The following is a 21,156-nucleotide window of genomic DNA, read 5'->3' as shown; positions in this document are numbered from 1 at the left end:
AAATGGGCTATGTGTCTATTTTTATGGATTTTCCCCTCCCGGCGCCCGACTCGTGGGGGATTTTCGTCAAGAGGTTGAACAGATTCGCCGGCGTTGCGCTTATCGAGGGGAGGGAGGCGTCTGTCCACATACACGACCCAGGCAGATTGAGGGAGTTGCTGTTCCCAGGCGCGAAGATATGGGCGAGGAGGAAGAGCGGGGGGAAGACCGACTTCTATCTGACGGCTGTGGAGCTGGACGACGAGCTGGTGCTTGTCGACTCTTCGATACATAACAAAGTGGCGGCGTGGCTAGTCGAGGGCGGGCTTCTTTTCAGAGGCTACGTGGTGGAGAAGAGGGAGCCGGTCTTCGGGGGTGGCCGCTTCGACCTGTTGCTTAGGTCGCCCGGCGGCAGGCCCGCGCTGGTGGAGGTAAAGGGGGTGACGCTGGAGGAGTCTGGGAGGGCCTTGTTCCCAGACGCGCCGACCGCGAGGGGGGCTAGGCACATGGAGGAGCTGGCTAGGGCAGCCGCCGAGGGTTACGAGGCGCACGTTGTCTTCCTCGTCTTTAGAAAGAGGGCTGAGGTGATGTCCCCCAACTGGCGCATGGATAGGAGGTTCGCCGAGAGCCTCGTAAGGGCACGCGGCGCCGGGGTGGAGATCCACGCCGTTAAGCTAGAGATGTACAAGTGGGGGCTTAGATACGTGGGCGAGTTGCCTGTGGTTTTAACTCCTTCTTGACGCCTCTATGAGGTATCGGTAGAGGGAGCCCCAGATCTTGTCGTCGCCTCTTATCTTGTTCTCAAAGTTTTCGTAGCCAGCCCAGTCTCTGAAGGCTTTCTCAGTCTCCTCATCCCACACCCCCGTCGGCTCTTTTTTGTAGAACCCAAGCCGCCTCAAGGCTTCCTGCACCTCCCGCGCCACGTCTTTTTTCAACACTACGTCTCTCGGGTCGTCTCTCTGGAGTAGAGTCAGCTCCCATATCTTGAATATCCTTTTGAGCTCCGCCACGGGCTCCGGGTGATCGTCTACCCTAATGTCGACGTACACGTCTGTGAGGCCGAGGTAGCCGCCTCCCGGTCTTAGCACAACAACCGCCGCCGACTGCTTGCCCCTTCTGTCTCCGCCCGCCCTCTCCCCGGCTTCTAAGGCGGCTATTAGCTTATCCACCAGCTCCCCTCTCTGCGTCTCAAAGGCCTTAGCCATGGCCTCAACCACCTGCGGCCCCGCCAAGATGTTGCCTAGAGCCACGTAGCCGCTACCAACGACATGACCAGCGTACTCGGGGCACTGCCGGCCGGTAAAGCCGTAGGCGTTGCCTCTGGCGTCGACAGCCCCTATCTGTCTAAGCTCCCTCTCAGAGTCCTGGGCCACCGCCCTCTCCACAGCCTCTCTAGCGTGCACGCCTTGCCTCATTAGTGCCAGTATTAGCTTGCCCAGCCGCGGATTAGCGTAGCACTGCGTAGCCACGGCACCCACAGAAGCCTCGACGTGGGGTACAAACGCGCCTACGGCGACAAATTTTGAAGACACGGCGACGCCTACGTCGACGCCGTCTGTAGCCACTATAGAGAATGTCACACGCGGCTACAGCCACATAAATAAATACATTACTGGATTCCATAAATATGGAGATTAGGAGGGGGGTGAGGCTGTTGAGAGGCTCGCCTAATACTCTAATCGTGGGGGAGTACGTGGTCGATCCAGGTCAGCCGAAGGAGAGGGCCGCGGAGATACTCTCGGCGGTGGGGAGAACGCCCCGGATCCTGCTGACGCACTTCCATGCAGATCACCTAACTGCCGTGCCGGAGGGGGCGGAGGTCTACGCGCCGTGGGGTGAGGAGCTTTTCGTAGCCAGCGTCAAGGCGCGGCTGTTCTTTACCCACGGCGTGTATACAGAGGGGGCAGTTTACAAGGGGGAAGATATAAAGGTAAGCGCAGTGGTTAAGCCTGGCGATAAAGTTGGGCCTTTCGAAGTGGTGCCTCTGCCGGGCCACACCTTTGGCCACGTGGGGTACTACATAGAGGGCTTGCTTTACGCCGGCGACGCCGTCTTCGGGGAGAAAGTTCTAGAGAAGTACGGCGTGCCGTACCTCATGGACGTGGATTTATTCATAGCGTCGCTGGACAAGATTAGAGAAATAGACCCAGAGACGTTGGTGATGGGGCACGGCCCCGTCTTGGGGAGTAGAAAACGCATTGGGGAGCTTCTAGATATCAACAAGTCGGCGGCGGAGAGAGCCGTGAGGCTTGTGGAATCAGCGTTGCCGGGGGACGTGACCACGCTGGCTGTGAAGGTCTTGAAGGAGACAGGTGGGGAGAGGGGGTGGGAGAACGTGTTGCTTACCATGACCACGGTGCGTGCAGTTCTCTCCAAGTTGTCAAGGGAGGGTTTAGTCTATATTGACGAAGAAGGTAAGTGGGAGAGAAAAATATAATTATAGATAATTATCTTAATTCAGCAGATCTAAGTAAATTATATCTCGCTTAAATATAAAACTAGTTATTTAGTTATTGCAAAGAAAAATTTAAAAATGGAATAAAACTGTAATATATGCAGAAATATGTGTTCAGTTTTAAAGAGGCTGATTATAAAAACAAGAAGTTGTTTGGGGGGAAGGGCGCCAGCCTTATTCAGATGACGAAGTTAGGCCTCCGTGTCCCACCCGGCTTTATAATAACGACAGAGGCATGCAAGAAGTTCTATGAGCCCAAGAGGAGCGAGATTTCTGAACTAGAGGGCATCCTTTTGAAGAACCCGCCCCCGGAGGTGAGGGACGAGGCTATCAAGAAGCTACACTCGGTCATAGACAGCTTGGATCTCCCAAGCGAGATATGGGATCAGGTGGTCAGCTACATGAAGGAGTTGGAGATGGAGACGGGGAAGAGGTTTGGGGATAGGGACAACCCCCTCCTTGTGTCTGTGAGAAGCGGCGCCGCTGTGTCTATGCCCGGGATGATGGATACAGTTCTAAACCTGGGTCTAAACGACGAAACAGTCAAAGGGCTTGCGAAGCAGACTGGTAACGAGTGGTTTGCCTACGACGCCTATAGAAGGTTTTTACAGATGTTTGGCAAAATAGTACTTTCCATAGACGAGAAGTTGTTTTCAGCGGCTTGGGAGGAGATTAAAAAGAAGTACGGGGTGAAGGACGATCCCGATGTCCCGCTGGAGGGTTTGAGGGAGGCCGTTGAGCGTTTCAAGGATATTATAAAGAGGGAGAGGGGAGGCTTCCCGCAGGATCCCTGGGAGCAGTTAAAACTTGCGGTTAAGGCCGTGTTTAGGTCGTGGATGTCTCCACGTGCTATTTTTTACCGCATTATTGAGAAAATTACCCCAGATATCGCGGACTGCACGGCTGTGAACGTGGTGACTATGGTCTTTGGCAACGTGGGCTGGGACTCGGGCACCGGCGTGGTATTTAGCCGAGACGTGGCGACGGGTGAGAATAGGCTCTACGGCGAGTTCCTGCCAGTGGCGCAGGGAGAGGACGTGGTGGCGGGCATCAGGACGCCGATGGATATTGAAGAGTTTAGAAAGAGGTTCCCCCACCTCTACGACGAGTTGTACAACGGCGTTAAGCTACTTGAGAAGGTGAATAAGGACGTCCAAGACGTGGAGTTCACTGTTGAGAGGGGCCGTCTCTACTTCCTCCAGTCTAGAAACGCGAAGATGACTGCTCTTGCCAGGATAAAGACAGCTGTGGATATGGCGAAGGAGGGCATCATCACGAGGGAGGAGGCCTTGCTCTACGTAAGCCCAGAGCACGTGCTTCAGTTGTTGTATCCACGTATCGATCCCAAGGCCAAGGCGCAGCCAGTGGCCCAAGGCCTCCCGGCGAGCCCCGGCGCGGTGTCTGGACAGGTGGTTTTCCACCCAGACGACGCGGTGCGGTGGGCCGCCCAGGGCAGGAGAGTTATATTAGTTAGAGTTGAGACAAAGCCCGACGATGTGCACGGCTTCTACTCAGCAGTAGGCGTCTTGACCAGTAGGGGCGGCATGACTAGCCACGCGGCGGTGGTGGCTAGGGCTATTGGAAAACCCGCGGTGGTTGGCGCTGAGGCTATTGAAATTCACGAAGAGGAGAAGTACTTCAAAGTGGGGAGCCACGTGGTGCGCGAAGGCGACTGGATAACTATCGACGGCCACACCGGCGGTGTGTACATCGGCGTCGTGCCCACGATAGAGGCTGAGTTAATACCTGAGCTGGAGGAGTTGCTTAGGTGGGCTGATGAGTTTAGACGCCTCGGCGTGAGGGCAAACGCAGATCTGCCGGAGGACGCCGCCATTGCCAGGAAATTCGGCGCCCATGGCATTGGTCTGTTGAGGATTGAGAGGATGTTTAGAAAGCCCGAGCGTTTGGAGTTGCTTAGAAAAATCATACTCGCCGAGACGCCTGAGGAGAGGAGGCCACACCTAGAAAGACTCTACAAAATGTTGAAGGCAGATTTCAAGGAGGTGTTTAAGATAATGGATGGGCTTCCCGTCATCGTGAGGCTAATCGACCCGCCGCTACACGAATTTCTGCCCAAGCCTGAGGAGGTGCTGGAGCAGATATATCAGAAGAAGATGCGTGGAGAAGACACGGCGGAGCTCGAGAAGTTGTATAGACGCATCAAGGCGTTGCAAGAGGCTAACCCAATGCTAGGCCACAGGGGAGTAAGAGTTGGCGTTACTCATCCCGACTTCTACTACTACCTAAACAGAGCTATACTTGAGGCCGCCGCCGAGCTTAAGAAAGAGGGACTTAGCCCGGTGGTGGAGATCATGATACCGCAAGTCTCCGAGGTCCGGGAGATAGTTTATGTTAAGGACAAGGCGATTATGCCGGCGCTTAGAGACGTGGAGGAGAGCTTCGGCGTCAAGTTAAACGTAAAGATTGGCACCATGGTTGAGACGGTGAGGGCGTGCCTCACCATAGACGAAATAGCTAGACACGTAGACTTTATAAGCTTCGGGACAAACGACTTGACGCAAGCCGTGTTTAGCTTTAGCCGCGACGACGCAGAGAACAAATTCATACCGCAGTACCTAGACCTGAAGATAATAGACGCCAATCCATTCGAAACAATCGACGTAAAGGGCGTAGGTAAATTAGTGGAGCAAACAGCAGCGACAGCTAAAGAGGCAAACCCATCTATAGAAGTCGGCGTATGTGGGGAACACGGCGGCGATCCCAGATCTATACACTTCTTCCACAAAACAAAAGTGGATTACGTCAGCGCGTCCCCGTTCAGAGTACCCCTAGCCAGGCTAGCCGCTGCCCAAGCCGCGGTGTTAAACCGGCAAAATAAGCACTATCAAAAACCAATTTAAAATAATACACACTGTACATACATGTGGACTAGGCTAAAGAATTTCATAACCAGCATGTGTCTGATACTAGCGCCGTATATAGACGTCTGTAGATTCGGCGGCCCGCCGGAGAAAAGCCAGAAAGCCGAAGTGAGAAGCGAGAGGTGTACAAAAATAAAGTAATTTTTTCAGAATCTCCGTGAACCTCCTCCACTTCATCGGATCCTTCCACACGGAGGTGGCCAGGATGCTAGACTCCGTAGACAGCGCAGGCGAGGCCAACGGCTATTTAGAGTGGATAAACGGACGTGTGGGCAGATACGAGATCTATCTCTTGTGGTTCCCAAAAACGAGACGCCTAGCCTACCTAGTTAAAGGCTCCGGCCAGAAAAAAGAAAACGAGATAGAGCTGAAAAATTCCCTAGAGGCCATAGCATTTGCAGAGCGGTTAATACAGCAACTAAAAAGCGAAAAGCCATAGACGAAGCTGGTTCACGTTACACCAACAGGTTACAGACAAGGAGAGGTTCTACGAGGACGTGGAGCCCCGGCCGGGATTTGAACCTTGCCCCAAGCCCCCTCGCTGGGGCTTGACGGGACGTCCGCCTACTGCTAGCCTACGGGTCTGCAGCCCGCCGCTCCTCCGGAGATTTCCTCTTTACCGGACTGAGCTACCGGGGCTATTTCCAATTCTGTGTAATATTTTTAAGCTTACCTGCCTGTTCACTAAGGGGCGCTTACGACAGAGGGGGATGGGGTCTAGTCGTTTTGGTTGTCTTCTTTTGTGTTCTCACCTGCTCGCCCTTAGTGCCACGTTTTCTCTTTTTGTTGCTGTTAGAGATGTCGAAGTTTATGGCGGTGTGGTCGACGTGAACGTGCCTGAAGCCGTGTTTCTTAATCCCGGATTGCGCCGTCAGCGCTGGGTTTATCTTGACCTGGGACTGGTCATGACACGGCACTGGCCATTATGTCTAGTTTCTCTCTGTCTTCGAGACTTAAGCTCCCAGGGTCCACAGAGGAGAGTATTATCTCGGCGGCTGTTCTCGGATTTGTGAAGTAGTAGGTAAATGGTCCTATCTTGACGCTCTTTAGCCTTCCCTCTCTTTCTAGTACGTAGACGTGCCACTGCACGGCTCCCCAGCTCTTCTTGGTGAGTTTCACTATTTGTGAAAGTGTTACCGCGCCCATCTGCTCAACTACACGTAGAATTTCTTTCCTTACTGGGTCGTCTGCTGAGGCTGTTTTTATTCTCGAAATGATGGGTGCAATGGGCACTAGTAGTAGCTCTCTCCTGTTGCTCACTAGGTGGCTTAGACCGGCTACAGCCGCCACGCCGGTTGCTATCGCCACCGCAGGCACCTCGGGGGTTTGTATCGGGGTCGGTGGTGTTGGAGGTGCCGGCTCAAGATTTATCCACCCAGCTATACGTACACCGTGTAGATATGGGTTAACGCATACTATGTCCACTGTAGCTGGACCTTGCACCGGGGTAGTTGTTGTTGAGTTGCAGAGGGGAGGTAGCGACGAGTATATAGTAACTGTTGCGTTGGGGGGCACCGGAATTGTGAATACCCATATAGAAAGTGGAGCTAGAAATAGGAGTATGGTGAAGTTCACATACTAGGTATTGTGTTCTAATTTATTTTTTGTGGTGTCTACTTCTTTGCATGATTTAGAAGATAATAGAATGTGGGTGTTACATATCGCATTTTCGCTACTTGGGCTGTTTTAGGAGGTGGCTTGCCTGCTACTTGAGATAATTTTTCAGTTGCTATATATTTCCTAGTTCTTTTGGAGAGATCTAGTGTGGCCTCTTCGTATTCTATTAAGTACCCCTCTTCAACGAGCTGACGCAGAGCCTCCTCTACTAATGTAATTGACACATCTAATTTAAGCTTTAGCTCTTCGACGGCTAACATGACTAGGGCGTATATTGTATTAAGGTCTGCGTTTGTGGCGACGGAGGCGACGGTAGCTACCAGCTGTTTAATATCCACACAGACTAAATGTGTCTGTTATATAAACTCTCCGGTAGATATACAAAATCAAAACCACTTAGAGCTTGGTATTTTCTTTAGTTCCTGTAGTATGAATTCGGCGAGTTTAGTCACAGGTTTGGTATAGAACTGGCCCCTCCTATTGTAGTAGTCTAGAGTTGCGGAGAAGGGTATCTTCACGACGGCTCCAGGATACTCGATTCCTCGCTCATGTTTGTTCAACACGGTTATGAGCTTTGCGTCAAAAAACTTTTTTAGCATTGACACAGGCTTTGTGCAGTCTTCATACCCCTCCACAACTAAGACAACTATGTCGGATTTATCAAGTCCGAAAACCTCGATTGGCGTTATGCGCGACAGCTGGTACATATCAAGCACGACGACGTCTATCGAGTTCTTCATGATATTTTTCCTAACTGCCTCGCTTAAGTCTTGAAATACGCGTTCCCAGTTCTCTACTCTCCACACGGTGGCTGGGTCTATTGCAATTGGAATTACGTAGATATTCTTAGCTCTCGTATCTCTATAAGCCTCTATGTTTGGATTAACGCTCTCTATGTCAATCGGCGGGGCGGGGAAGAACCTCGAGGCCCCCCCTCCGAGATCGATAAGTAGTACGTTTAATGGAAGAGCGGCCGATACGTTGACAGAGAGAGTGGTCTTTCCGGCGCCTCCTTTACAGCTGGTAAAGGCGACTGTCCCAGTCTTTATCATTTATCACGGTTGTGGAGCCGGGCGGCACTTCTCCGCGAATATTGCAACTAGCGCGGCCAGCTTATTATTAAACCTATCCGCCAGCTTCACCAAGTCCTCCGGCGACATGGACTTGCTTAGAGCCTCTATGTGCGGCTCCTCCAGCAGGTCTATGTTTTTAAAAATCACGTCTATCATCCTGTCGTTTATCACCAGAGGCGTCGCCTTGGGCGCGATTAGGAACCTCACGAAGGTCCTCTCCTCTGGCGGAAGCTTTGCTATTGTCGACGCCACGTAGCGCATGAACTGTCCCACATCTGTACTCTCCCTGGCCACAGCCGCGATTTCCTGGATGGCGGTTGTCTCGGGCTTCGGCCTTGGCTCCTGGACAGCTTGGGCAACTTCCTGTCTAGGCTCCTCCTTTTTCTCACCCACTATAGTCCTAAACTTCTCCATGCTTTAGTGTTTTGACTTAGTTTTTAAACATTGTGTAGATCACGCGGTAATAAGAAACAACGGCGACAAGTCTGAATAAAGTTGTCTGTAAAACTTTACTAGCTTCGCCGCTGTGTCCCACAGATTATTCAACTCTCGAACTGCGTCGAATACCTCGTCCAGGGTGAGATAGGTGTCTCGCCCCTCCTTTATGTCCAACAGCCTGGCTCTGAGTTTTTCGATAATGATTTCTGACTCTCGTAAGATGGTTAACAGCCTCTCCCTGATCTCGTTCAGGCCTAAATGCTCCATCTCGGGGACCCTCCCCCCCAGCCTCTCCACTACGTTGAGAAGCCTCTCGCCTTCGTTCTTTATGTAGTTCTCGGCTGACTCCACTATTTTGCTTAACGCCTCGTAAACAGTTGTGCTGAACTCTTGTCTTGACGATGTGTGCAGTTCTGAGAGTTTTACCAATTCTTCGATAAAAACCGCGTCGCCGTACTTTCTAATATATCTCTCCACGTAGGCAAGTTACAATTTGTTTAAATAGGTTGGAGACATGCCTTGTGTGGGCTGTATTTCTTAACCACGTCGCCGTAGCCAGCGCCCGCCAGGGCGATTTCCAGTTGCCTTATGGCGCGGCACGGAGCCTCGCCAGCGGCTTTAGCCGCCGAGGCCACCGCGGCCGTAACGACCACCTCTCCGCACCCGGCGCCGCACCTCTCGTAGATCAGCGAGGCGTCCCCCACCACCTCTACGTACTTATCCAGTAAGTATTCATAACTTTCGCCAATCTCAATGGCGGTTACGAGAGCCTGGGCCAGCAACTCCCCCGGCACGACGCTGGCGTTCTGCACAGTGGCGAGGGCCAGCTTTTTTGTAATCGAGCCGCCGAGGCGTAGGGCCATATCGACGTAGTCTCTAAATGGCCTCAAGTCTACCCTCCCCCGCTCCGAAGACTCGTAGAGAAAATTTAACACCTCTATCCACCCCCGCTCCCCCGCCTCCTCCGCCCTCAGCCCCGCGTAGCGCTCTAAGCCCTCAGCCGCGGAGGGCGGTAGCTCTATGCTGAGCCGCTGTGGGTTTAAAATAGCATCTAGCACCTCCTCTTGTAGCGCCCCGCGGCGGCATAAAGCCCTCATCTTCCCTACACATGGGCTCCCCCCCGTGGCGACGGCGGCTATGGCCTTGGCGAGGTCGTCGCTGGCCTCGTAGGCTATTACATATGCCTTGACAAGGGTCCTTAGTCTAACCTCCCCCAGCCTTAATCCACACTTCTTTACGGCTTCGTCCGCCGCCTTTCTCAAAGCATCGCCGTATAGGGGATCCGCCTTCCTCAGCAACGCCTTGACGTACCAGCGTGGGCGCATGACCCGCTTTAAATCCTCTGAGGCTTGTAGGGCTAGGATCTTCACGTACTCTCTATGGGGGCCCGATACCTTATCGATTAAGGCCATTAGTCTTTCCAAAGTCCTTACCTTCGCCTCTACCAAGTCGTGGTGAACCGCCTGGCTGGCGAGGACGGGGGGTAGGTTTTTACTACTAAGTGTGTGTACAAACGCCCTGGCTTTTCTGCAGGTGGGGGCGTAGATAGCCTGGGCTAGTGTAGAGAGCCTCTCCACGTACGTAGCTCTCGCCTCCTCTACCAGCGACACTGGATCCTCGTCGCAGTATTGTAGAGACCTGGCTACGTGGTACGCCATGTAGTACGTGCCCTCGCCCCACTTCGCCGCCAGCTTGGCCACTTCCTTGGCGTAGTCCTCGCCGCAGAAGACCTCGCTGTTTTTTACGAAAATCTCCTGGGCGGTCTCGGCCTCGGGTCTTACTACGATTTTCTCGTATTGGGCCAGCTCTTTTCTACACCTAACCGTCAGGTCTGTGGGCAGTACGAGAATTACGGGGTAGCCGCTTCTCCTCACGTAGTCGGCCCTATTTGTAATCTTGCTACAGCTGTCTCTCCAAAGGGCCGCGTGCTCGGACCACACCTCAGGCTCGGCGTAGAACTGGGGCGGCACCGCGTCGAAAACGGCGAGCGCGGTCTTTGCCTTTTTCGCAAGTCTTATATACTCGGCGAATGTCGACGTGTCCGAGGCTAGGTCTACCACTACGGCGCCTCCCTCCAAAGCTAAATATGCCGTTGAGTAGACAAGTACGGATTTTCCCACGCCATGTGGGCCGGTTACCAGCACCGAGACTCCGTTTTCCACCCGCTTCTTCAACTCGCGCATCAGTGGGGTCTCTACAACTGAGACACTCTGCTCTCCTAGCCTAAGGCTCATCACGCCGCCGCGGCGGCTTAAAATATGCACGGTTTAGACAGCGCGCCCCTATTTAACTCCTGGATTTTGAATTATATATTAAAAAACGGTTTGCATTAACTTCTGTGTCTACAGCGTTAGATGCAGGCATCGCCGGTAGTCGTTTTATTCGCATATTATTAAAACAGAGCGAGGTAAAGGCAGACGACACGCTGGGGAAGATATTCCACCTACTGGCCGAAATGGGCTATTTCGCAAAGAGGGGCGATAGATACAAGAGAACTAACAAGATCCCTCCCCCAGCTTCAAGCCGCCTTTTAGGCTCCGTATTCGATGATATAATCATCCCCTACCTGATAGGCGAGTCTGCCAAGCCGAATTACGAAGCCGTCTTCGCCGCCACCGCTATTTTCCAGCCTTATAGAGTGAGGGTGGCAGATAAATTCGGCAGGGGATCGCTGGCGCTGGTCGCTGGGTGGCTACCGTGCGGGTTCTCTACTGAAATATCGGCGGCTACAGGCGCCGACTTAGTTATACTAGACGAGCACTGGGAGGCCCTTGTCCTTGAGGAGGAGAGGGTGTCGATCCTCCCCCTAGAGCTTGAGCGGGTTGGGGAGTCCCTGGCCCCCTCTGTATTTGTAAGCTTCGAGGTGGGGCATCTGGAGGATCTACCTGTTGACAAGTACGGGAAATTTTCCTTCGCCGTCGTTTGCCACAGATCTATCGATACGAGAAAGGCGCGTGAAGTGGCAGATAAGATTTACAGAGTTAATTTCACAGGCGCGTTGGGGATTTTTGCCGACCTAGTCGCAGAGGCTCTGGGGCTTGGGAGGGGTGAAGAATGCGGCCGCGGCGGCAAGGTCACGTACAAGGACGGTGATATCTGCATTACTGATGTTTCATAGGAAGAGGGTAGTGAGGACCGTCGTGTTTCTCGGCGTCGGCGGCGTGGGGAAGACGACATATATATACAGAGTGTTGGGTATGGCTAAGACTCCTAGAGTCACGAGGAGGCCCGGGGTCTACCAGATGCCGTACGGCGACTGGGAGCTTTATTTTGTCGACACGCCGGGCCAGTACGCGATTGAGGTGGCGCAGAGGTACTACGAGGCGGTAAAGATCTTCGGCACACGTATTGACTTAATAGTCTACATGTACAGCTTAGTAGAGCCCCAGACCCTGGAGGCTTTATTTGAAATAGATCAGTGGGCCTCGCGGTACCCACAGCACAACGTAATACTGGTGGGCAACAAGCGGGACTTAGCCGAGGAGCTGGGATACGTCACTGAGGGCGACGACGCGGCTAAGTTGCTGAACGCTAAGGCGTTGTACTACACCTCCGCGTTGAGGGACGACCCGCCCGATCTGCTACACAAAATAGTGGAGAACCTCTAGGCGAATAGCTGCAGAAACCAAGGCGCCTTCCCCGGAAGGGGCTTCAGCGACCTGAGCCTCCTAGCCTCTTTTACATTCTCCTCTTTCCTAAGCCGGGAGGACTCGTCGCCTATCGGCGGTGCCTTAATCTCGCTGGGCCTGCCCCCCTCCATATTTACAAAAGTGAAGTAACCGTCGGCAACTCTCCTTCTCCCTCTAAATCCATACGCCTCCACCACGAACCCCACCTCTATGCTGGTAGAGCCCACGTGGGTCACCCCCGTCTTAACCTCCACTATGTCCCCCACGTATATAGGCCGCCTAAACACAATACTATTAACGCTGGCAGTTACGTAAACAGTGGGGTAGTAGCTAAAAGCCTCGACAAAGGTCGCCTCATCGAGTCTGAACAGTAGCCTCCCCCCGTACATAAGCATGCCGTCGAGGGAGTCCTCCGGCATGGCTAGGAACCGGCTGGTGGAGTGCCACCCGGCGCCCGCCGTGGGCTCCTCCTGGGCAAATACAGCGTCGGCGGATGTCCTCCACTCGTTGAAGTATCTACAAAGCCCCTCCCAGCCGGGGTCGCACTCCACCACTCTCCCAACGGGATAGGGCCTACCCGACTGGTCAATTCGCACAAATATCATCCTGCCCACAGTGGCTAGGCTGAGGGCATCTCCCCTCTTGACATACGCCTCTACGAGCACGCTCATGCTAGTTCTCCTGACCCCCACCACCCACCCCCTGAAAACAACCAAGTCGCCCAGCCTCACCGGAGAGAGGAAGTGCATCTTGTCGAGAAACCCCAGCGCCACGTCCCCCTCCGCGAAGTTCATCGCGGCGATGGTGCCGGTATCTGCAACCCACTGCAACATGTAGCCGCCGTACAGCGTCGACAGGGGGTTGACATGTCTCTGAGACACCAGCCTCGTAGTCTCGACCATAGTTTCAGAGACGTGCATACCCCTCCAGCTATATGTTTATATAAGGTGTTAAGTCCATACATGTGATTCCGCCCACGCACCCCCGCTACAGGAGCTTGCTGGAGAGGGAAAGGGTAGTAGAGGGTTTTAGAGAGGGTTATGTAGCCGCACAGGGGTTGATAGCCCATGGCAGGGGGGAGTGCTTCGACTACCTAATAGGAGAGGAGACGCAACCCTTCGCCTTGGAGGCCATCAAGGCGGCCGCCGCGGCTTTATTGCTTGCGAAGCACCCGGTGATCAGCGTCAACGGCAACGTCGCGGCGCTGACCCCAAGGGAGGTCGTAGAGCTGGCAGAGGCGGTCCCCGCCCTAGTCGAGGTCAACCTCTTCTACCGCACCAGGGAGAGGGAGGAGAAAATAGCCGAGGTTCTGAAGAGGCACGGCGCCAGGCGCGTGCTGGGAGTGGGAGAAGACGCCTCTTGTACAATACCGGAGCTGTTCAGCGAGAGGAGGAGGGTTAGTTGCGAGGGGATTTACAAAGCCGACGTAGTTCTGGTGCCGCTGGAAGACGGCGACAGGTCAGAGGCCCTCCGCAGAATGGGCAAGACCGTCATAGCCATAGACCTAAACCCAATGAGCCGCACAGCCCGCGCCGCCAGCATAACCATAGTTGACAACTTGACAAGAGCCATGCCGAAGCTGGTAGAGGCAGTAAAGGCCATGAAGAGCTACAAACGCCAGGATTTGGAGGAACTGGTGCGGGGCTACGACAACGGGAAGACCCTCGCCGCTGCGCTTCGCCACATTTCAAAAAGACTCGACGAGCTGGCCGGCGGCCTAGATCCACGCAACGCGTAGCTCCCTCAGAGGCTCTAGGTGAACCCGGCCAAGCCTCTCGGCGATCCGGGCCACGTCCAGCGCCCACTCCCTCTCGACGAAGACCGCGGCCACCCCCTTTTTAACAAAAAGCCCCAAGACCCCCCTATGCCTCTCCAAAGCCTCCAACCGCTCGTCCAGAAATCCAACCCTCCTAGAGAACTCGGCGGCGAGGTGCAGAAACGTCTGGAAGGAGGGGTTCTTCATAAACGCTCTATAAGCCTCGCCGCCGGCCTTCACCAGCGCCTCGTGCCGGGTCTGGAGCACCACCCCGGTGTCCACCCTCGCGAGATCCAGAGTCACCACGTACACAGCTGGACAGGGCAGGGAGTAGGCCTCTCCAACCCCCGGCGCGCCGGGCCTCACCCTCACCACCAGACACCCGCCGGTGTATATTGCCAGAACATCCCCCAGACCAGTCCTCCTGGACACTTCCTCTACGTGCGCCTTTGCGAAGGCCTCGCGGGAGAGGCCCAGCTCCCCAACTGCCTTGGCTATGGAGACCACCGCCGAGGCGGCGTAGCCGTACCCCAGGGGGAACTGCGACGATATCCTCACGCCCAGGCCCCCCTCAAGCGGAGTGTCGTTGTACCAGACGCCCCCAGGCACGTAGCTGGCGACCGCCCCGCCGACTAGAACCCCCACGCCGAGGGACCCCGTGGTAATTGGGTTATCCGTGTACACCGGGACCCAGAACCCCGTCACGTGGTGGGGGATGAAGAGCCTCCTACTCACGGCCGCACAGCGCTTCCCTCGTCTTGATCAGCTGGAGCAACGCGGCGTTGACCGGCGTGGCCACCCCCAGCGCCTCTCCGTACTTAACAACAGCGCCGTTGATAAAATCCACCTCGGTCCTGACGCACCTGGCCAGATCCCGCGCGGTAGACGAAATATTCCCCGCAGTCGCCGCGGCCACGCGGAGCACCTCCTCGAAGGGGTCGGCGGGCATCTTCACCCCCAGTGTATCGGCCACACGCACCACTTCCGCCACCACGGCCCGCGCCAAGTCGCGGGCGTGCCCCACCTCGGCCACCACGCCGTTTGGAACCTGCAGTATCGCAGTTATGGCATTAATAGCAGCGTTGACAGCCAGCTTAAGCCAGCGGTAAGGCTCCACGTCATCCACCAAGACAACCCTAGCCCCGCCGCCCCTCAGCACATCCCCCAGCTCCGCCACGCTACGCGGCAGGTATATCTCCCCCACCCCCCTCAGCTCCGACCTACACCCCTCCCTGTAGACGCCGTAAGTCACCACGGCGGCGACGCTGTTGGGATACGCCTCCCTAATCGCCTCGAAGCCCCCCACGCCGTTCTGCGCCACGACGGCGACACCCCGCAGATGCGGGACAGCCGAGGGCGAGTCGTAGGCCTTGACCGCCACCACGGTGTACCTCGCCTCCTCCGCCCCAGCCGCGGCGAACCTCAGCCTCTCACACGCGCCGCCAGCGCAGAAGAGATACTCGCCACAGGGCCGCCTCTGGACCGCGGCTGGCACGTAGCCGGCGCGGTTGAGGAAGTACGTAAACAGCGACCCCACCGCGCCGAGCCCCACAACGCGAAACACGAATGATATAAACCTGGGGGTATATTACACTGTGAGGAGGCGGATCTCCGACTTCACAAAGGGGGGAGGGCCCTACGTCTGGATCACGGCGTACGACTACCCCACAGCCAAGCTGGTGGACGAGGCCGGCGTCGACGGGATTCTGGTAGGGGACTCCCTCGGCATGGTCGTGCTGGGGCTACCCAACACACTCGGAGTCACCCTCGCCGACATGGTGAGACACACGCAAGCCGTCGCCAGGGCGAAGCCGAGGGCCTTGGTGGTCGCGGACATGCCCTTCATGACCTACGAAACCGGGCGAAGAGACGCGTTGAAAAACGCGGCTAAGCTCATAAAAGCCGGCGCCGACGCCGTGAAGCTAGAAGGAGGCTCCGAATACGCCCACATCGTCGAGAGACTAGTCAAGGCCGGCATACCGGTGATGGGCCACATTGGCCTCAACCCACAGCGGGTGCTGGCACTAGGCGGCTATAAGCTAATTGGGAAGACGGAGGAGCAGAGGCGCAAGGTGCTCGAAGACGCAAAAGCACTCAGAGACGCCGGGGCCTTCGCCATCGTGATTGAATTCGTGCCAGCCTCCCTCGCAAAGGAAATCACAGAGAAGATAGACGTGCCCACTATATGCATCGGGGCGGGGCCCCACTGCGATGGCCAGATACTAGTACTACACGACGTCCTGGGGCTCTCAGAAAAGCCGCCCTCATTCGCGAAAAGATATGCAGACGTGGCGGAGGCCGTCCGCAACGCAGTAAGGCAGTACGTAGAAGACGTAAAAACAGGGAAATTCCCATCAAAAGAACACTACAAGGACTAGAGCCCCGGCCGGGATTCGAACCCGGGACCTCCCGCTCATTTTCTTTACTGAAGTCGTGGCCGATGCGGCGTTGCCGCTGGCCATGGCGAACGTCTTTATTCTGTTGGATGCGGCGCATGTGTTCAAATCGGCTGTGGTTCTGGACTTGTTTTCTGGCATAGGCTACTGTGGCGTACTATCTCAGAGCCCCACCGGCACAGGTCTACACCCCGTTTCTGCTCTCCGCGCGGGGGGTACAGGACCCCGGATCGCCGGCGGCTCCCGGGGCGGGGCCGCCCGGAGGGTCGGCGCCGCCCCTTCGGCGAGTGCGAATATAAGCGCAGTTTCGCCTCCCGGAGCCCTCGCGGGAGGCGGGGCGGGCGCCAGCTTGCCCATGACCGTAGAAACACATCCCCAACGAACGGCGGTTAAGTTTTGTCGATTCCGTCTTTTTCAGTTCCAGTTTTTTAGATTTGGAAATGGCCTCGGCGCCTTCTTATTTCAATTGTCACAGCGCTTGGACAGTTTTAAATCTACTCAGACGCCGCAGAAAAACGTCATACATTTTCCCTTGCCTTGCGTCAGATGTTTTTTCTGAATCAGGAAAAACGTACGGCGCAAGGTCAGGAAAAATGTAGATGGGGTAGTTGAATGCCGCAGTTGGCTTTAAAGTTTGATGTATACGTGGGGCTGTCCACTACGTCTACCTGGCCATTGCCGGGGACGTGCGACGTATGTGGGCGTGGGGAAGCGGGACGGCTACTACGACCGCGTCGACATGCACATTAGGGGCCACTCCTCTGCGGCGAAGAGGGGGCTGAGGGCTGATGTGTTCGTCGTGGTGGCATACACGCGGAGGAGGCGGGTGGCGGAGATGTGGGAGTCTTGGCTCTACGAGGTTTTCAAGCCCCCATTCAACAAGAGGAGGTCTTCCGCCGAGCCGAGGAAGCCTTCCCTCCTCTCCAGGGCCAGGCGCCGGGACAAGCCAGTGGAGGAGCCCGTGTCCATGACTCAGTACGCCAAGCTTGTGGGCGCCTCGCCGGCTGGCGTCTCTACTCGCCTAGCAGAGACAATCGGCGGCTGTTTAGAAAACGGCTCAAACCCGGAGGCGTATGTAGACAGACCTCTACCTGACCAGAGGGCGCGGCGGGTGGATTGTCAATTCCACATAAAGAGGTGAGCCAGGTGGGGTATGGGCAGGTTTGTGGACATCGACGAGGTGCTGACGAAGTTGAGGGAGAGGTGTAGGGCGGTGTCGGGAGGGGAGTCAAGGCCGACGTTAGAGGCGGTGTTGGAGGAGTCTGCGAGGCGGGGCGTGTTGTACGGCACTGCGGATACGCCGTTCGAGAAGTGGAGGCTGTACATGCGGTACGTAGGCGAGGCGGTGCCCGAGGCGCTGTCGCTACCAGCCGACAAAGCCACGCAGTTTAGACAATTTGTAGACGGTCTCATCCAGTTGCTGGATGAGGCTGAGCAACAAGTGAGAGGAAAGTTAGCTAAGATATGCAAAGCCGTGGAGGAAGGCCGCGTCGAGGTGATAGAGAGGAGCGAAGCCGTAAGCCACATATGCGACGGCGGAGTCTGCATCCATACACAGTTAACCAGAGCCCCGGTGTTTAAACTACCTCTACACGACATATCTGCCAAGCTGTACTTCCCCAGTATTGGACTAGGCCCAGAGGAAGTAGAAGCCTTCCAACTAGGCTGGAGGGCGAGCGACGAGACGGTAGAAAAGAAGCGGCCCATGATGATTACTACACAGCCGTGGCAATTATTCGCATGGCTTGCGACTAGACCTGGAGAAGTTCGATTACATCTATGTTCGTCACAAATCACTACACACGGCCTCTCCTTGACGATATATGCCGTGGCTAAGGATTGGACGCAGAAATGGAGTAAGGAGGAGGCCCAGAGGATGGCGTTGGAGGCTCTACGTGGGGGCGACTACAGGCCTTTATTGACGTGGTATCTCGGCGATGGAGTGGTGGACGGCAGGAGGGAGAAAATAGGGCTTTCTACAGCCGTTAATATAGAGATGATTAACGGTTTATTAGGCGGGAGTTATAATTATCGCAAAATTGAACTTAGCCGAAGGAGGGCTAAAGAATTAGCTAAAAAGATAACTACGTCTGTTGGACGTTATGGCGTCCTCCTAGAGGTATTGTATAGCCACAAGTGGGTGTATCTAAAGGCTCTGGTCGATTATAGGCCGTCTTTTGATCCCGCGTATGTAGTTATCAAGGGGGTGGTGATGCGCCTCCATCTATCGGCTAAGACACTACACGCCGTGAGGTATTTCGCTGAGAGAGAAGAGGCGGAGAAGGCTCTAAACGCCCTAAAGCCTCACGCCAAGATGTACGTTGATAGGCGTTGGTATGTGGTATATATACCGTGGAGAGAGTTGAAAGAGCTAGTTAAGAGAGATCCGACGTTGAGAGAAGCCGTTGCGAGATATCTAGCCGGTAGAAACAAGCCAGCAACAAAGAAGTTGTTATCCCAAATCCCCCCTTTTTGACACTAATAGCGTTATCCTCATGAAGATTGGATGGAGCCCCGGCCGGGATTTGAACCTTATCCCAGACCCCCCTGGCGGGGGCCTGACGGGACCTCCCGCTTACAAGGCAGACGCGGGGCTTTGCCCCTGGGCGCTCCGACCGAGCTGAGCTACCGGGGCCTCGCCTAGTGTTTACACCGTGTTTTTAAGTCTTTCTATTTAAAGAGGCCGGGGAACCGCCTCTCATGGGGCCGCTGGGAGCGGCTCTCCGGCGGCACTCAGATGGATGAGGGTGTTGGGGTTAAAACTATTGTGCGGCGGCCTTGGCGAGCCTCTTCTCGTAGTGTTCTGCTATTTTCTTCTTTACCTCGTCGAAGTGCTCCGGGAGCCTCTCCGGCTCCAGCCCTCTCTGGAGGTATCTGCTGAACCTAGCCTTGTACGCTTCTGGGTTCTCCTCCTTTAGCTTCTCTGCGTACTGCGCCACGTGTTCTCCCTTTATCCTCTCCTCGTCCGGTAGCACGTCCTCGCCGTGGGGGATTTCAAGACCTGCGTCGAGAGCCCCCTTCAGAACTGCGAATACCCTCGCCCCGGGGGTAGGCCTGTGGAGACCTATGTCGAGGATAGCCTCCTTCACTCCGCGGGCCCTCGCCTTGTAGCCCACGACGAGCCCGAGGAGGTAGGCCGCCGCGGTGTTGTTCTCATCGCCTTTCCAGCCGAACTTCGCGAGGACTCTCGTATCTGCGCCGGCCACCGTGACGTCGCCCTGGGGCTTCGCCACCACCACCTGCGCAATTATGTGTCTATTAGTTTTCCTCACGACGAGCCTCGGCTTTCTGGAGAGGAGGTACCTCCTTCTTTTCCTGTAGTTTGTGAGGCCCTCCCTCCTCCGCCTAAAGGGTACTTTGTATCTGCCGCCCCGCGCCATACTACCTCACAGGCTCTTTTGTCAACTTGTGCTCGTTTATGTATGTCTTCAAGTGGTCAAGGTCGCGGAAGTAGTTGCCCTTCACCATCTTGTACAGCTGGCGCCACACGGCCGGCTCCAGCTTCCCCCTCCGCTTGAGGGTATTGAGAAACCTCCTCATAGCCCTCACCTTGTTTTTCCAAACCTCCTCCTCGTCAGTCCTCCTCCCCTTGCGGCTGCCGTGCCCCCTCCGCCTGCCCTTCTTCTTTTTTAGATGCCTAACGCGCCACCTCCCCCTAGAGACGCCTTTTTCGTGCTCCGCCCAGATAAGCCCCTGGTCTATCAAAGCCCTCACGTCGTCTTTGGTGACCACCTCCTCTATCTTCTCCGCGGCCTCCGGCGAGATCCTCACCCGGCTGACGCCCACGCCCAGGATATCTGCGGCCAGCCTCTTGACGTCGACCATACCTACTGCCCAGACTGTGCGGTATTTAACTCTTTCCTAAGCGCCTCCTCCACCCTCTTGCCGGGGTTAAGCACGTAGAAGCCGAGCTCCCGCGCCTTCTTCACAATCTCGATCCTCTTCCGCAACCCCACAGTCCCCCCGATCCTGACGGCGTGTATCTTCGGATCCAGCTTAGACAGCTCCTCCACGTTGTGGACGAGGACCTCCACAAAGCCGCTGGGGTGGAGCCCCCTGACGGCCGCCGGCTTTCTATACCCAGCCTCCACAGGCCTCGGCCAGCCCTTCCACTTCCTCCTTATCTTGTTGTCGAGCGTGCGCTGATTCCTCCAGCCGCTGTCCTCAATCCTCTTATACCGCCACTGGTCGATTCTAACGAAGTCAGGCTTCTTCCTCTTCAACAACTGCCTCAGCCTAAGCAACCTCCTAAGAGGCTGGGGAAGCTCTCTCCTTGGCCTAGACACGAAGAGGCAGGACTACCCGAGTATTAAAACTTTAGTAGACGTAGGCGAGGAGGACACCCCCGATTTTCCTCTCCTTAGCCTCTACGTGTGACATAACGCCCTGGCTCGTGGAGAGGATCAGCAGACCTATCTGCCTCGCCGGGAGGAACTTCTGCTCCCACTGCACAATCTCGCGGTACTTCACAGGGTACCTCGGCTTGATCGGCCCGATGTCGTTTATCTTGCCCAGCAACTGGACAATGTACTTGCCGCCCCTGCCGTCGTCTATGTACTCAATCTCCCCCACGTAGCCGTACCTCTGCAAAACACGGAGGGTGTAGTACGTCAGCTTATTTACAGGCCAAATCACCACCTGCCTCTTGCCAACCACCTCGGCGTTCTTTATCTCAATCAAGGCGTTAGACAGGATATCCAGCATCACCATAGTCCCCGACGAAGGACCAGCTATAAAAACATTTTCCATCCCACAGCCACCAGACACCCCATTACGCACGTACGCCCCAACGGAGAAGCGCGGCGCCGTGCCCGACGCCACCAGTTAAACTACTAGAGCCCCGGCCGGGATTCGAACCCGGGACCTCCCGCTTACGAGGCTTCCACGGGGCTTTGCCCCTGGGCGCTCCAACCGGGCTGAGCTACCGGGGC

25 protein-coding genes and 3 tRNA genes are annotated in these 21,156 nt (G+C 55.6%); 11 read left to right on the top strand and 17 right to left on the bottom strand.

All coding sequences use genetic code 11. The annotated features are described in order from the left end of the window. Positions 1 to 23: 23 nt before the first annotated feature. Positions 24 to 719: a DNA/RNA nuclease SfsA gene (sfsA, locus tag P186_RS05795; protein WP_148682776.1), complete on the top strand. Its 696-nt coding sequence runs from the start codon at positions 24 to 26 to the stop codon at positions 717 to 719. Here sfsA and P186_RS05790 read toward each other — a convergent pair. Continuing rightward, complete coding sequence (locus P186_RS05790; RefSeq protein WP_014288508.1) at positions 705 to 1,559, bottom strand: DUF1028 domain-containing protein; 855 nt, start codon at positions 1,557 to 1,559, stop codon at positions 705 to 707. The two genes, sfsA and P186_RS05790, sit on opposite strands and share 15 nt — an antisense overlap. Before the next feature lie 47 nt (positions 1,560 to 1,606). On the opposite strand from P186_RS05790, the gene P186_RS05785 reads away from it, so the two are divergent. The 4 genes from P186_RS05785 (at position 1,607) to P186_RS05775 (ending at position 5,755) form a co-directional block, all read left to right on the top strand. Next, positions 1,607 to 2,416, top strand: a complete 810-nt coding sequence (locus P186_RS05785; protein WP_014288507.1) for an MBL fold metallo-hydrolase — start codon at positions 1,607 to 1,609, stop codon at positions 2,414 to 2,416. Between the two features lie 116 nt (positions 2,417 to 2,532). After that, the gene (gene ppdK, locus P186_RS05780; protein ID WP_014288506.1) at positions 2,533 to 5,295 is read left to right on the top strand and encodes a pyruvate, phosphate dikinase; all 2,763 of its coding nucleotides are present in this window, start codon (positions 2,533 to 2,535) and stop codon (positions 5,293 to 5,295) included. A gap of 21 nt (positions 5,296 to 5,316) precedes the next feature. Continuing rightward, the gene (locus P186_RS14020) at positions 5,317 to 5,457 is read left to right on the top strand and encodes a hypothetical protein (RefSeq protein ID WP_014288505.1); all 141 of its coding nucleotides are present in this window, start codon (positions 5,317 to 5,319) and stop codon (positions 5,455 to 5,457) included. A 16-nt stretch (positions 5,458 to 5,473) separates the two neighbouring features. Continuing rightward, positions 5,474 to 5,755, top strand: coding sequence for a hypothetical protein (locus tag P186_RS05775; protein WP_014288504.1), 282 nt, complete (start codon positions 5,474 to 5,476; stop codon positions 5,753 to 5,755). Positions 5,756 to 5,814: 59 nt separating this feature from the next. Here the strand turns inward: P186_RS05775 and P186_RS13815 are convergent. The 7 genes from P186_RS13815 to P186_RS05740 all read right to left on the bottom strand — a co-directional run bounded on the left by P186_RS13815 (position 5,815) and on the right by P186_RS05740 (position 10,708). After that, positions 5,815 to 5,955, bottom strand: a tRNA-Cys gene (locus P186_RS13815). Between the two features lie 264 nt (positions 5,956 to 6,219). Further along, positions 6,220 to 6,891: an ArsR/SmtB family transcription factor gene (locus P186_RS05765; RefSeq protein WP_148682775.1), complete on the bottom strand. Its 672-nt coding sequence runs from the start codon at positions 6,889 to 6,891 to the stop codon at positions 6,220 to 6,222. Between the two features lie 38 nt (positions 6,892 to 6,929). Next, positions 6,930 to 7,271 carry a hypothetical protein gene (locus P186_RS05760; RefSeq protein WP_014288501.1) on the bottom strand — a complete coding sequence of 114 codons (342 nt, stop codon included), beginning with the start codon at positions 7,269 to 7,271 and terminating at the stop codon, positions 6,930 to 6,932. Positions 7,272 to 7,319: 48 nt separating this feature from the next. Then, positions 7,320 to 7,985 carry a nucleotide-binding protein gene (locus P186_RS05755; protein ID WP_014288500.1) on the bottom strand — a complete coding sequence of 222 codons (666 nt, stop codon included), beginning with the start codon at positions 7,983 to 7,985 and terminating at the stop codon, positions 7,320 to 7,322. A gap of 3 nt (positions 7,986 to 7,988) precedes the next feature. After that, the gene (locus P186_RS05750) at positions 7,989 to 8,420 is read right to left on the bottom strand and encodes a hypothetical protein (protein ID WP_014288499.1); all 432 of its coding nucleotides are present in this window, start codon (positions 8,418 to 8,420) and stop codon (positions 7,989 to 7,991) included. 39 nt (positions 8,421 to 8,459) lie between these two features. Next, positions 8,460 to 8,921 carry a hypothetical protein gene (locus P186_RS05745; RefSeq protein WP_014288498.1) on the bottom strand — a complete coding sequence of 154 codons (462 nt, stop codon included), beginning with the start codon at positions 8,919 to 8,921 and terminating at the stop codon, positions 8,460 to 8,462. A 20-nt stretch (positions 8,922 to 8,941) separates the two neighbouring features. Continuing rightward, positions 8,942 to 10,708 (bottom strand): hypothetical protein, encoded by a 1,767-nt coding sequence (locus P186_RS05740; RefSeq protein WP_014288497.1) that lies wholly within the window; start codon positions 10,706 to 10,708, stop codon positions 8,942 to 8,944. Positions 10,709 to 10,782: 74 nt separating this feature from the next. Between P186_RS05740 and P186_RS05735 the strand changes: the two genes are divergently transcribed. Both P186_RS05735 and P186_RS05730 read left to right on the top strand, forming a co-directional pair. Next, complete coding sequence (locus P186_RS05735; RefSeq protein WP_014288496.1) at positions 10,783 to 11,562, top strand: hypothetical protein; 780 nt, start codon at positions 10,783 to 10,785, stop codon at positions 11,560 to 11,562. Further along, a complete protein-coding gene (locus tag P186_RS05730) occupies positions 11,552 to 12,052 on the top strand; it encodes a Rab family GTPase (RefSeq protein WP_014288495.1) in 501 nt (166 codons plus the stop codon). Before P186_RS05735 ends, P186_RS05730 begins: the two co-directional genes overlap by 11 nt. On the opposite strand, the gene P186_RS05725 is transcribed toward P186_RS05730, so the two are convergent. Beyond that, on the bottom strand, positions 12,049 to 12,993 hold the full coding sequence (locus tag P186_RS05725) for an acyl-CoA thioesterase (protein ID WP_148682774.1): 945 nt from the start codon (positions 12,991 to 12,993) through the stop codon (positions 12,049 to 12,051). The genes P186_RS05730 and P186_RS05725 overlap by 4 nt on opposite strands. Positions 12,994 to 13,037: 44 nt before the next feature. Here P186_RS05725 and P186_RS05720 point away from each other — a divergent pair, with 44 nt between their 5' ends. Then, positions 13,038 to 13,811 (top strand): 4-phosphopantoate--beta-alanine ligase, encoded by a 774-nt coding sequence (locus tag P186_RS05720; RefSeq protein ID WP_014288493.1) that lies wholly within the window; start codon positions 13,038 to 13,040, stop codon positions 13,809 to 13,811. Here the strand turns inward: P186_RS05720 and P186_RS05715 are convergent. Together P186_RS05715 and P186_RS05710 are read right to left on the bottom strand one after the other, a co-directional pair. Beyond that, positions 13,791 to 14,564, bottom strand: coding sequence for a pantoate kinase (locus P186_RS05715; RefSeq protein WP_014288492.1), 774 nt, complete (start codon positions 14,562 to 14,564; stop codon positions 13,791 to 13,793). The two genes, P186_RS05720 and P186_RS05715, sit on opposite strands and share 21 nt — an antisense overlap. Then, positions 14,557 to 15,393 carry a ketopantoate reductase family protein gene (locus P186_RS05710; protein ID WP_148682773.1) on the bottom strand — a complete coding sequence of 279 codons (837 nt, stop codon included), beginning with the start codon at positions 15,391 to 15,393 and terminating at the stop codon, positions 14,557 to 14,559. The genes P186_RS05715 and P186_RS05710 overlap by 8 nt, the downstream gene beginning before the upstream one ends. A gap of 31 nt (positions 15,394 to 15,424) precedes the next feature. Here P186_RS05710 and panB point away from each other — a divergent pair, with 31 nt between their 5' ends. From panB to P186_RS05695, 3 genes are all read left to right on the top strand, one after another. Next, positions 15,425 to 16,207 carry a 3-methyl-2-oxobutanoate hydroxymethyltransferase gene (gene panB, locus P186_RS05705; protein WP_014288490.1) on the top strand — a complete coding sequence of 261 codons (783 nt, stop codon included), beginning with the start codon at positions 15,425 to 15,427 and terminating at the stop codon, positions 16,205 to 16,207. A 721-nt stretch (positions 16,208 to 16,928) separates the two neighbouring features. After that, positions 16,929 to 17,366: a hypothetical protein gene (locus tag P186_RS05700; RefSeq protein ID WP_193383994.1), complete on the top strand. Its 438-nt coding sequence runs from the start codon at positions 16,929 to 16,931 to the stop codon at positions 17,364 to 17,366. 12 nt (positions 17,367 to 17,378) lie between these two features. Beyond that, positions 17,379 to 18,701, top strand: a complete 1,323-nt coding sequence (locus tag P186_RS05695) for a hypothetical protein (RefSeq protein WP_014288488.1) — start codon at positions 17,379 to 17,381, stop codon at positions 18,699 to 18,701. A 31-nt stretch (positions 18,702 to 18,732) separates the two neighbouring features. Here the strand turns inward: P186_RS05695 and P186_RS05690 are convergent. The 6 genes from P186_RS05690 to P186_RS05665 form a co-directional block, all read right to left on the bottom strand. Continuing rightward, positions 18,733 to 18,860: transfer RNA gene (locus P186_RS05690), tRNA-Thr, on the bottom strand. 127 nt (positions 18,861 to 18,987) lie between these two features. Further along, positions 18,988 to 19,605: a 50S ribosomal protein L18 gene (locus P186_RS05685; RefSeq protein ID WP_014288487.1), complete on the bottom strand. Its 618-nt coding sequence runs from the start codon at positions 19,603 to 19,605 to the stop codon at positions 18,988 to 18,990. Position 19,606: 1 nt separating this feature from the next. Further along, positions 19,607 to 20,050 carry a 50S ribosomal protein L19e gene (locus tag P186_RS05680; RefSeq protein ID WP_014288486.1) on the bottom strand — a complete coding sequence of 148 codons (444 nt, stop codon included), beginning with the start codon at positions 20,048 to 20,050 and terminating at the stop codon, positions 19,607 to 19,609. Between the two features lie 2 nt (positions 20,051 to 20,052). Then, a complete protein-coding gene (locus P186_RS05675; RefSeq protein WP_014288485.1) occupies positions 20,053 to 20,511 on the bottom strand; it encodes a 50S ribosomal protein L32e in 459 nt (152 codons plus the stop codon). A gap of 31 nt (positions 20,512 to 20,542) precedes the next feature. Further along, positions 20,543 to 20,935 (bottom strand): 30S ribosomal protein S8, encoded by a 393-nt coding sequence (locus P186_RS05670; protein WP_148682772.1) that lies wholly within the window; start codon positions 20,933 to 20,935, stop codon positions 20,543 to 20,545. A 126-nt stretch (positions 20,936 to 21,061) separates the two neighbouring features. Beyond that, positions 21,062 to 21,156, bottom strand: a tRNA-Thr gene (locus tag P186_RS05665).

It is taken from the genome of Pyrobaculum ferrireducens (genome assembly GCF_000234805.1).
GTDB lineage: Archaea > Thermoproteota > Thermoprotei > Thermoproteales > Thermoproteaceae > Pyrobaculum > Pyrobaculum ferrireducens.
The sequence above is the reverse complement of the archived record's forward strand: the minus strand, read 5'-3'. Positions and strand labels throughout refer to the sequence as shown.

Excerpts from the sequence above, each read along its gene's own strand:
- sfsA (WP_148682776.1), top strand. The coding sequence starts at position 24 with ATGGATTTTCCCCTCCCGGCGCCCGACTCGTGGGGGATTTTCGTCAAG.
- P186_RS05785 (WP_014288507.1), top strand. The coding sequence starts at position 1,607 with ATGGAGATTAGGAGGGGGGTGAGGCTGTTGAGAGGCTCGCCTAATACT.
- ppdK (WP_014288506.1), top strand. The coding sequence starts at position 2,533 with ATGCAGAAATATGTGTTCAGTTTTAAAGAGGCTGATTATAAAAACAAG.
- P186_RS14020 (WP_014288505.1), top strand. The coding sequence starts at position 5,317 with ATGTGGACTAGGCTAAAGAATTTCATAACCAGCATGTGTCTGATACTA.
- P186_RS05755 (WP_014288500.1), bottom strand. The coding sequence starts at position 7,985 with ATGATAAAGACTGGGACAGTCGCCTTTACCAGCTGTAAAGGAGGCGCC.
- P186_RS05750 (WP_014288499.1), bottom strand. The coding sequence starts at position 8,420 with ATGGAGAAGTTTAGGACTATAGTGGGTGAGAAAAAGGAGGAGCCTAGA.
- P186_RS05730 (WP_014288495.1), top strand. The coding sequence starts at position 11,552 with ATGTTTCATAGGAAGAGGGTAGTGAGGACCGTCGTGTTTCTCGGCGTC.
- P186_RS05725 (WP_148682774.1), bottom strand. The coding sequence starts at position 12,993 with ATGCACGTCTCTGAAACTATGGTCGAGACTACGAGGCTGGTGTCTCAG.
- P186_RS05695 (WP_014288488.1), top strand. The coding sequence starts at position 17,379 with ATGGGCAGGTTTGTGGACATCGACGAGGTGCTGACGAAGTTGAGGGAG.
- P186_RS05685 (WP_014288487.1), bottom strand. The coding sequence starts at position 19,605 with ATGGCGCGGGGCGGCAGATACAAAGTACCCTTTAGGCGGAGGAGGGAG.
- P186_RS05680 (WP_014288486.1), bottom strand. The coding sequence starts at position 20,050 with ATGGTCGACGTCAAGAGGCTGGCCGCAGATATCCTGGGCGTGGGCGTC.
- P186_RS05670 (WP_148682772.1), bottom strand. The coding sequence starts at position 20,935 with ATGGTGATGCTGGATATCCTGTCTAACGCCTTGATTGAGATAAAGAAC.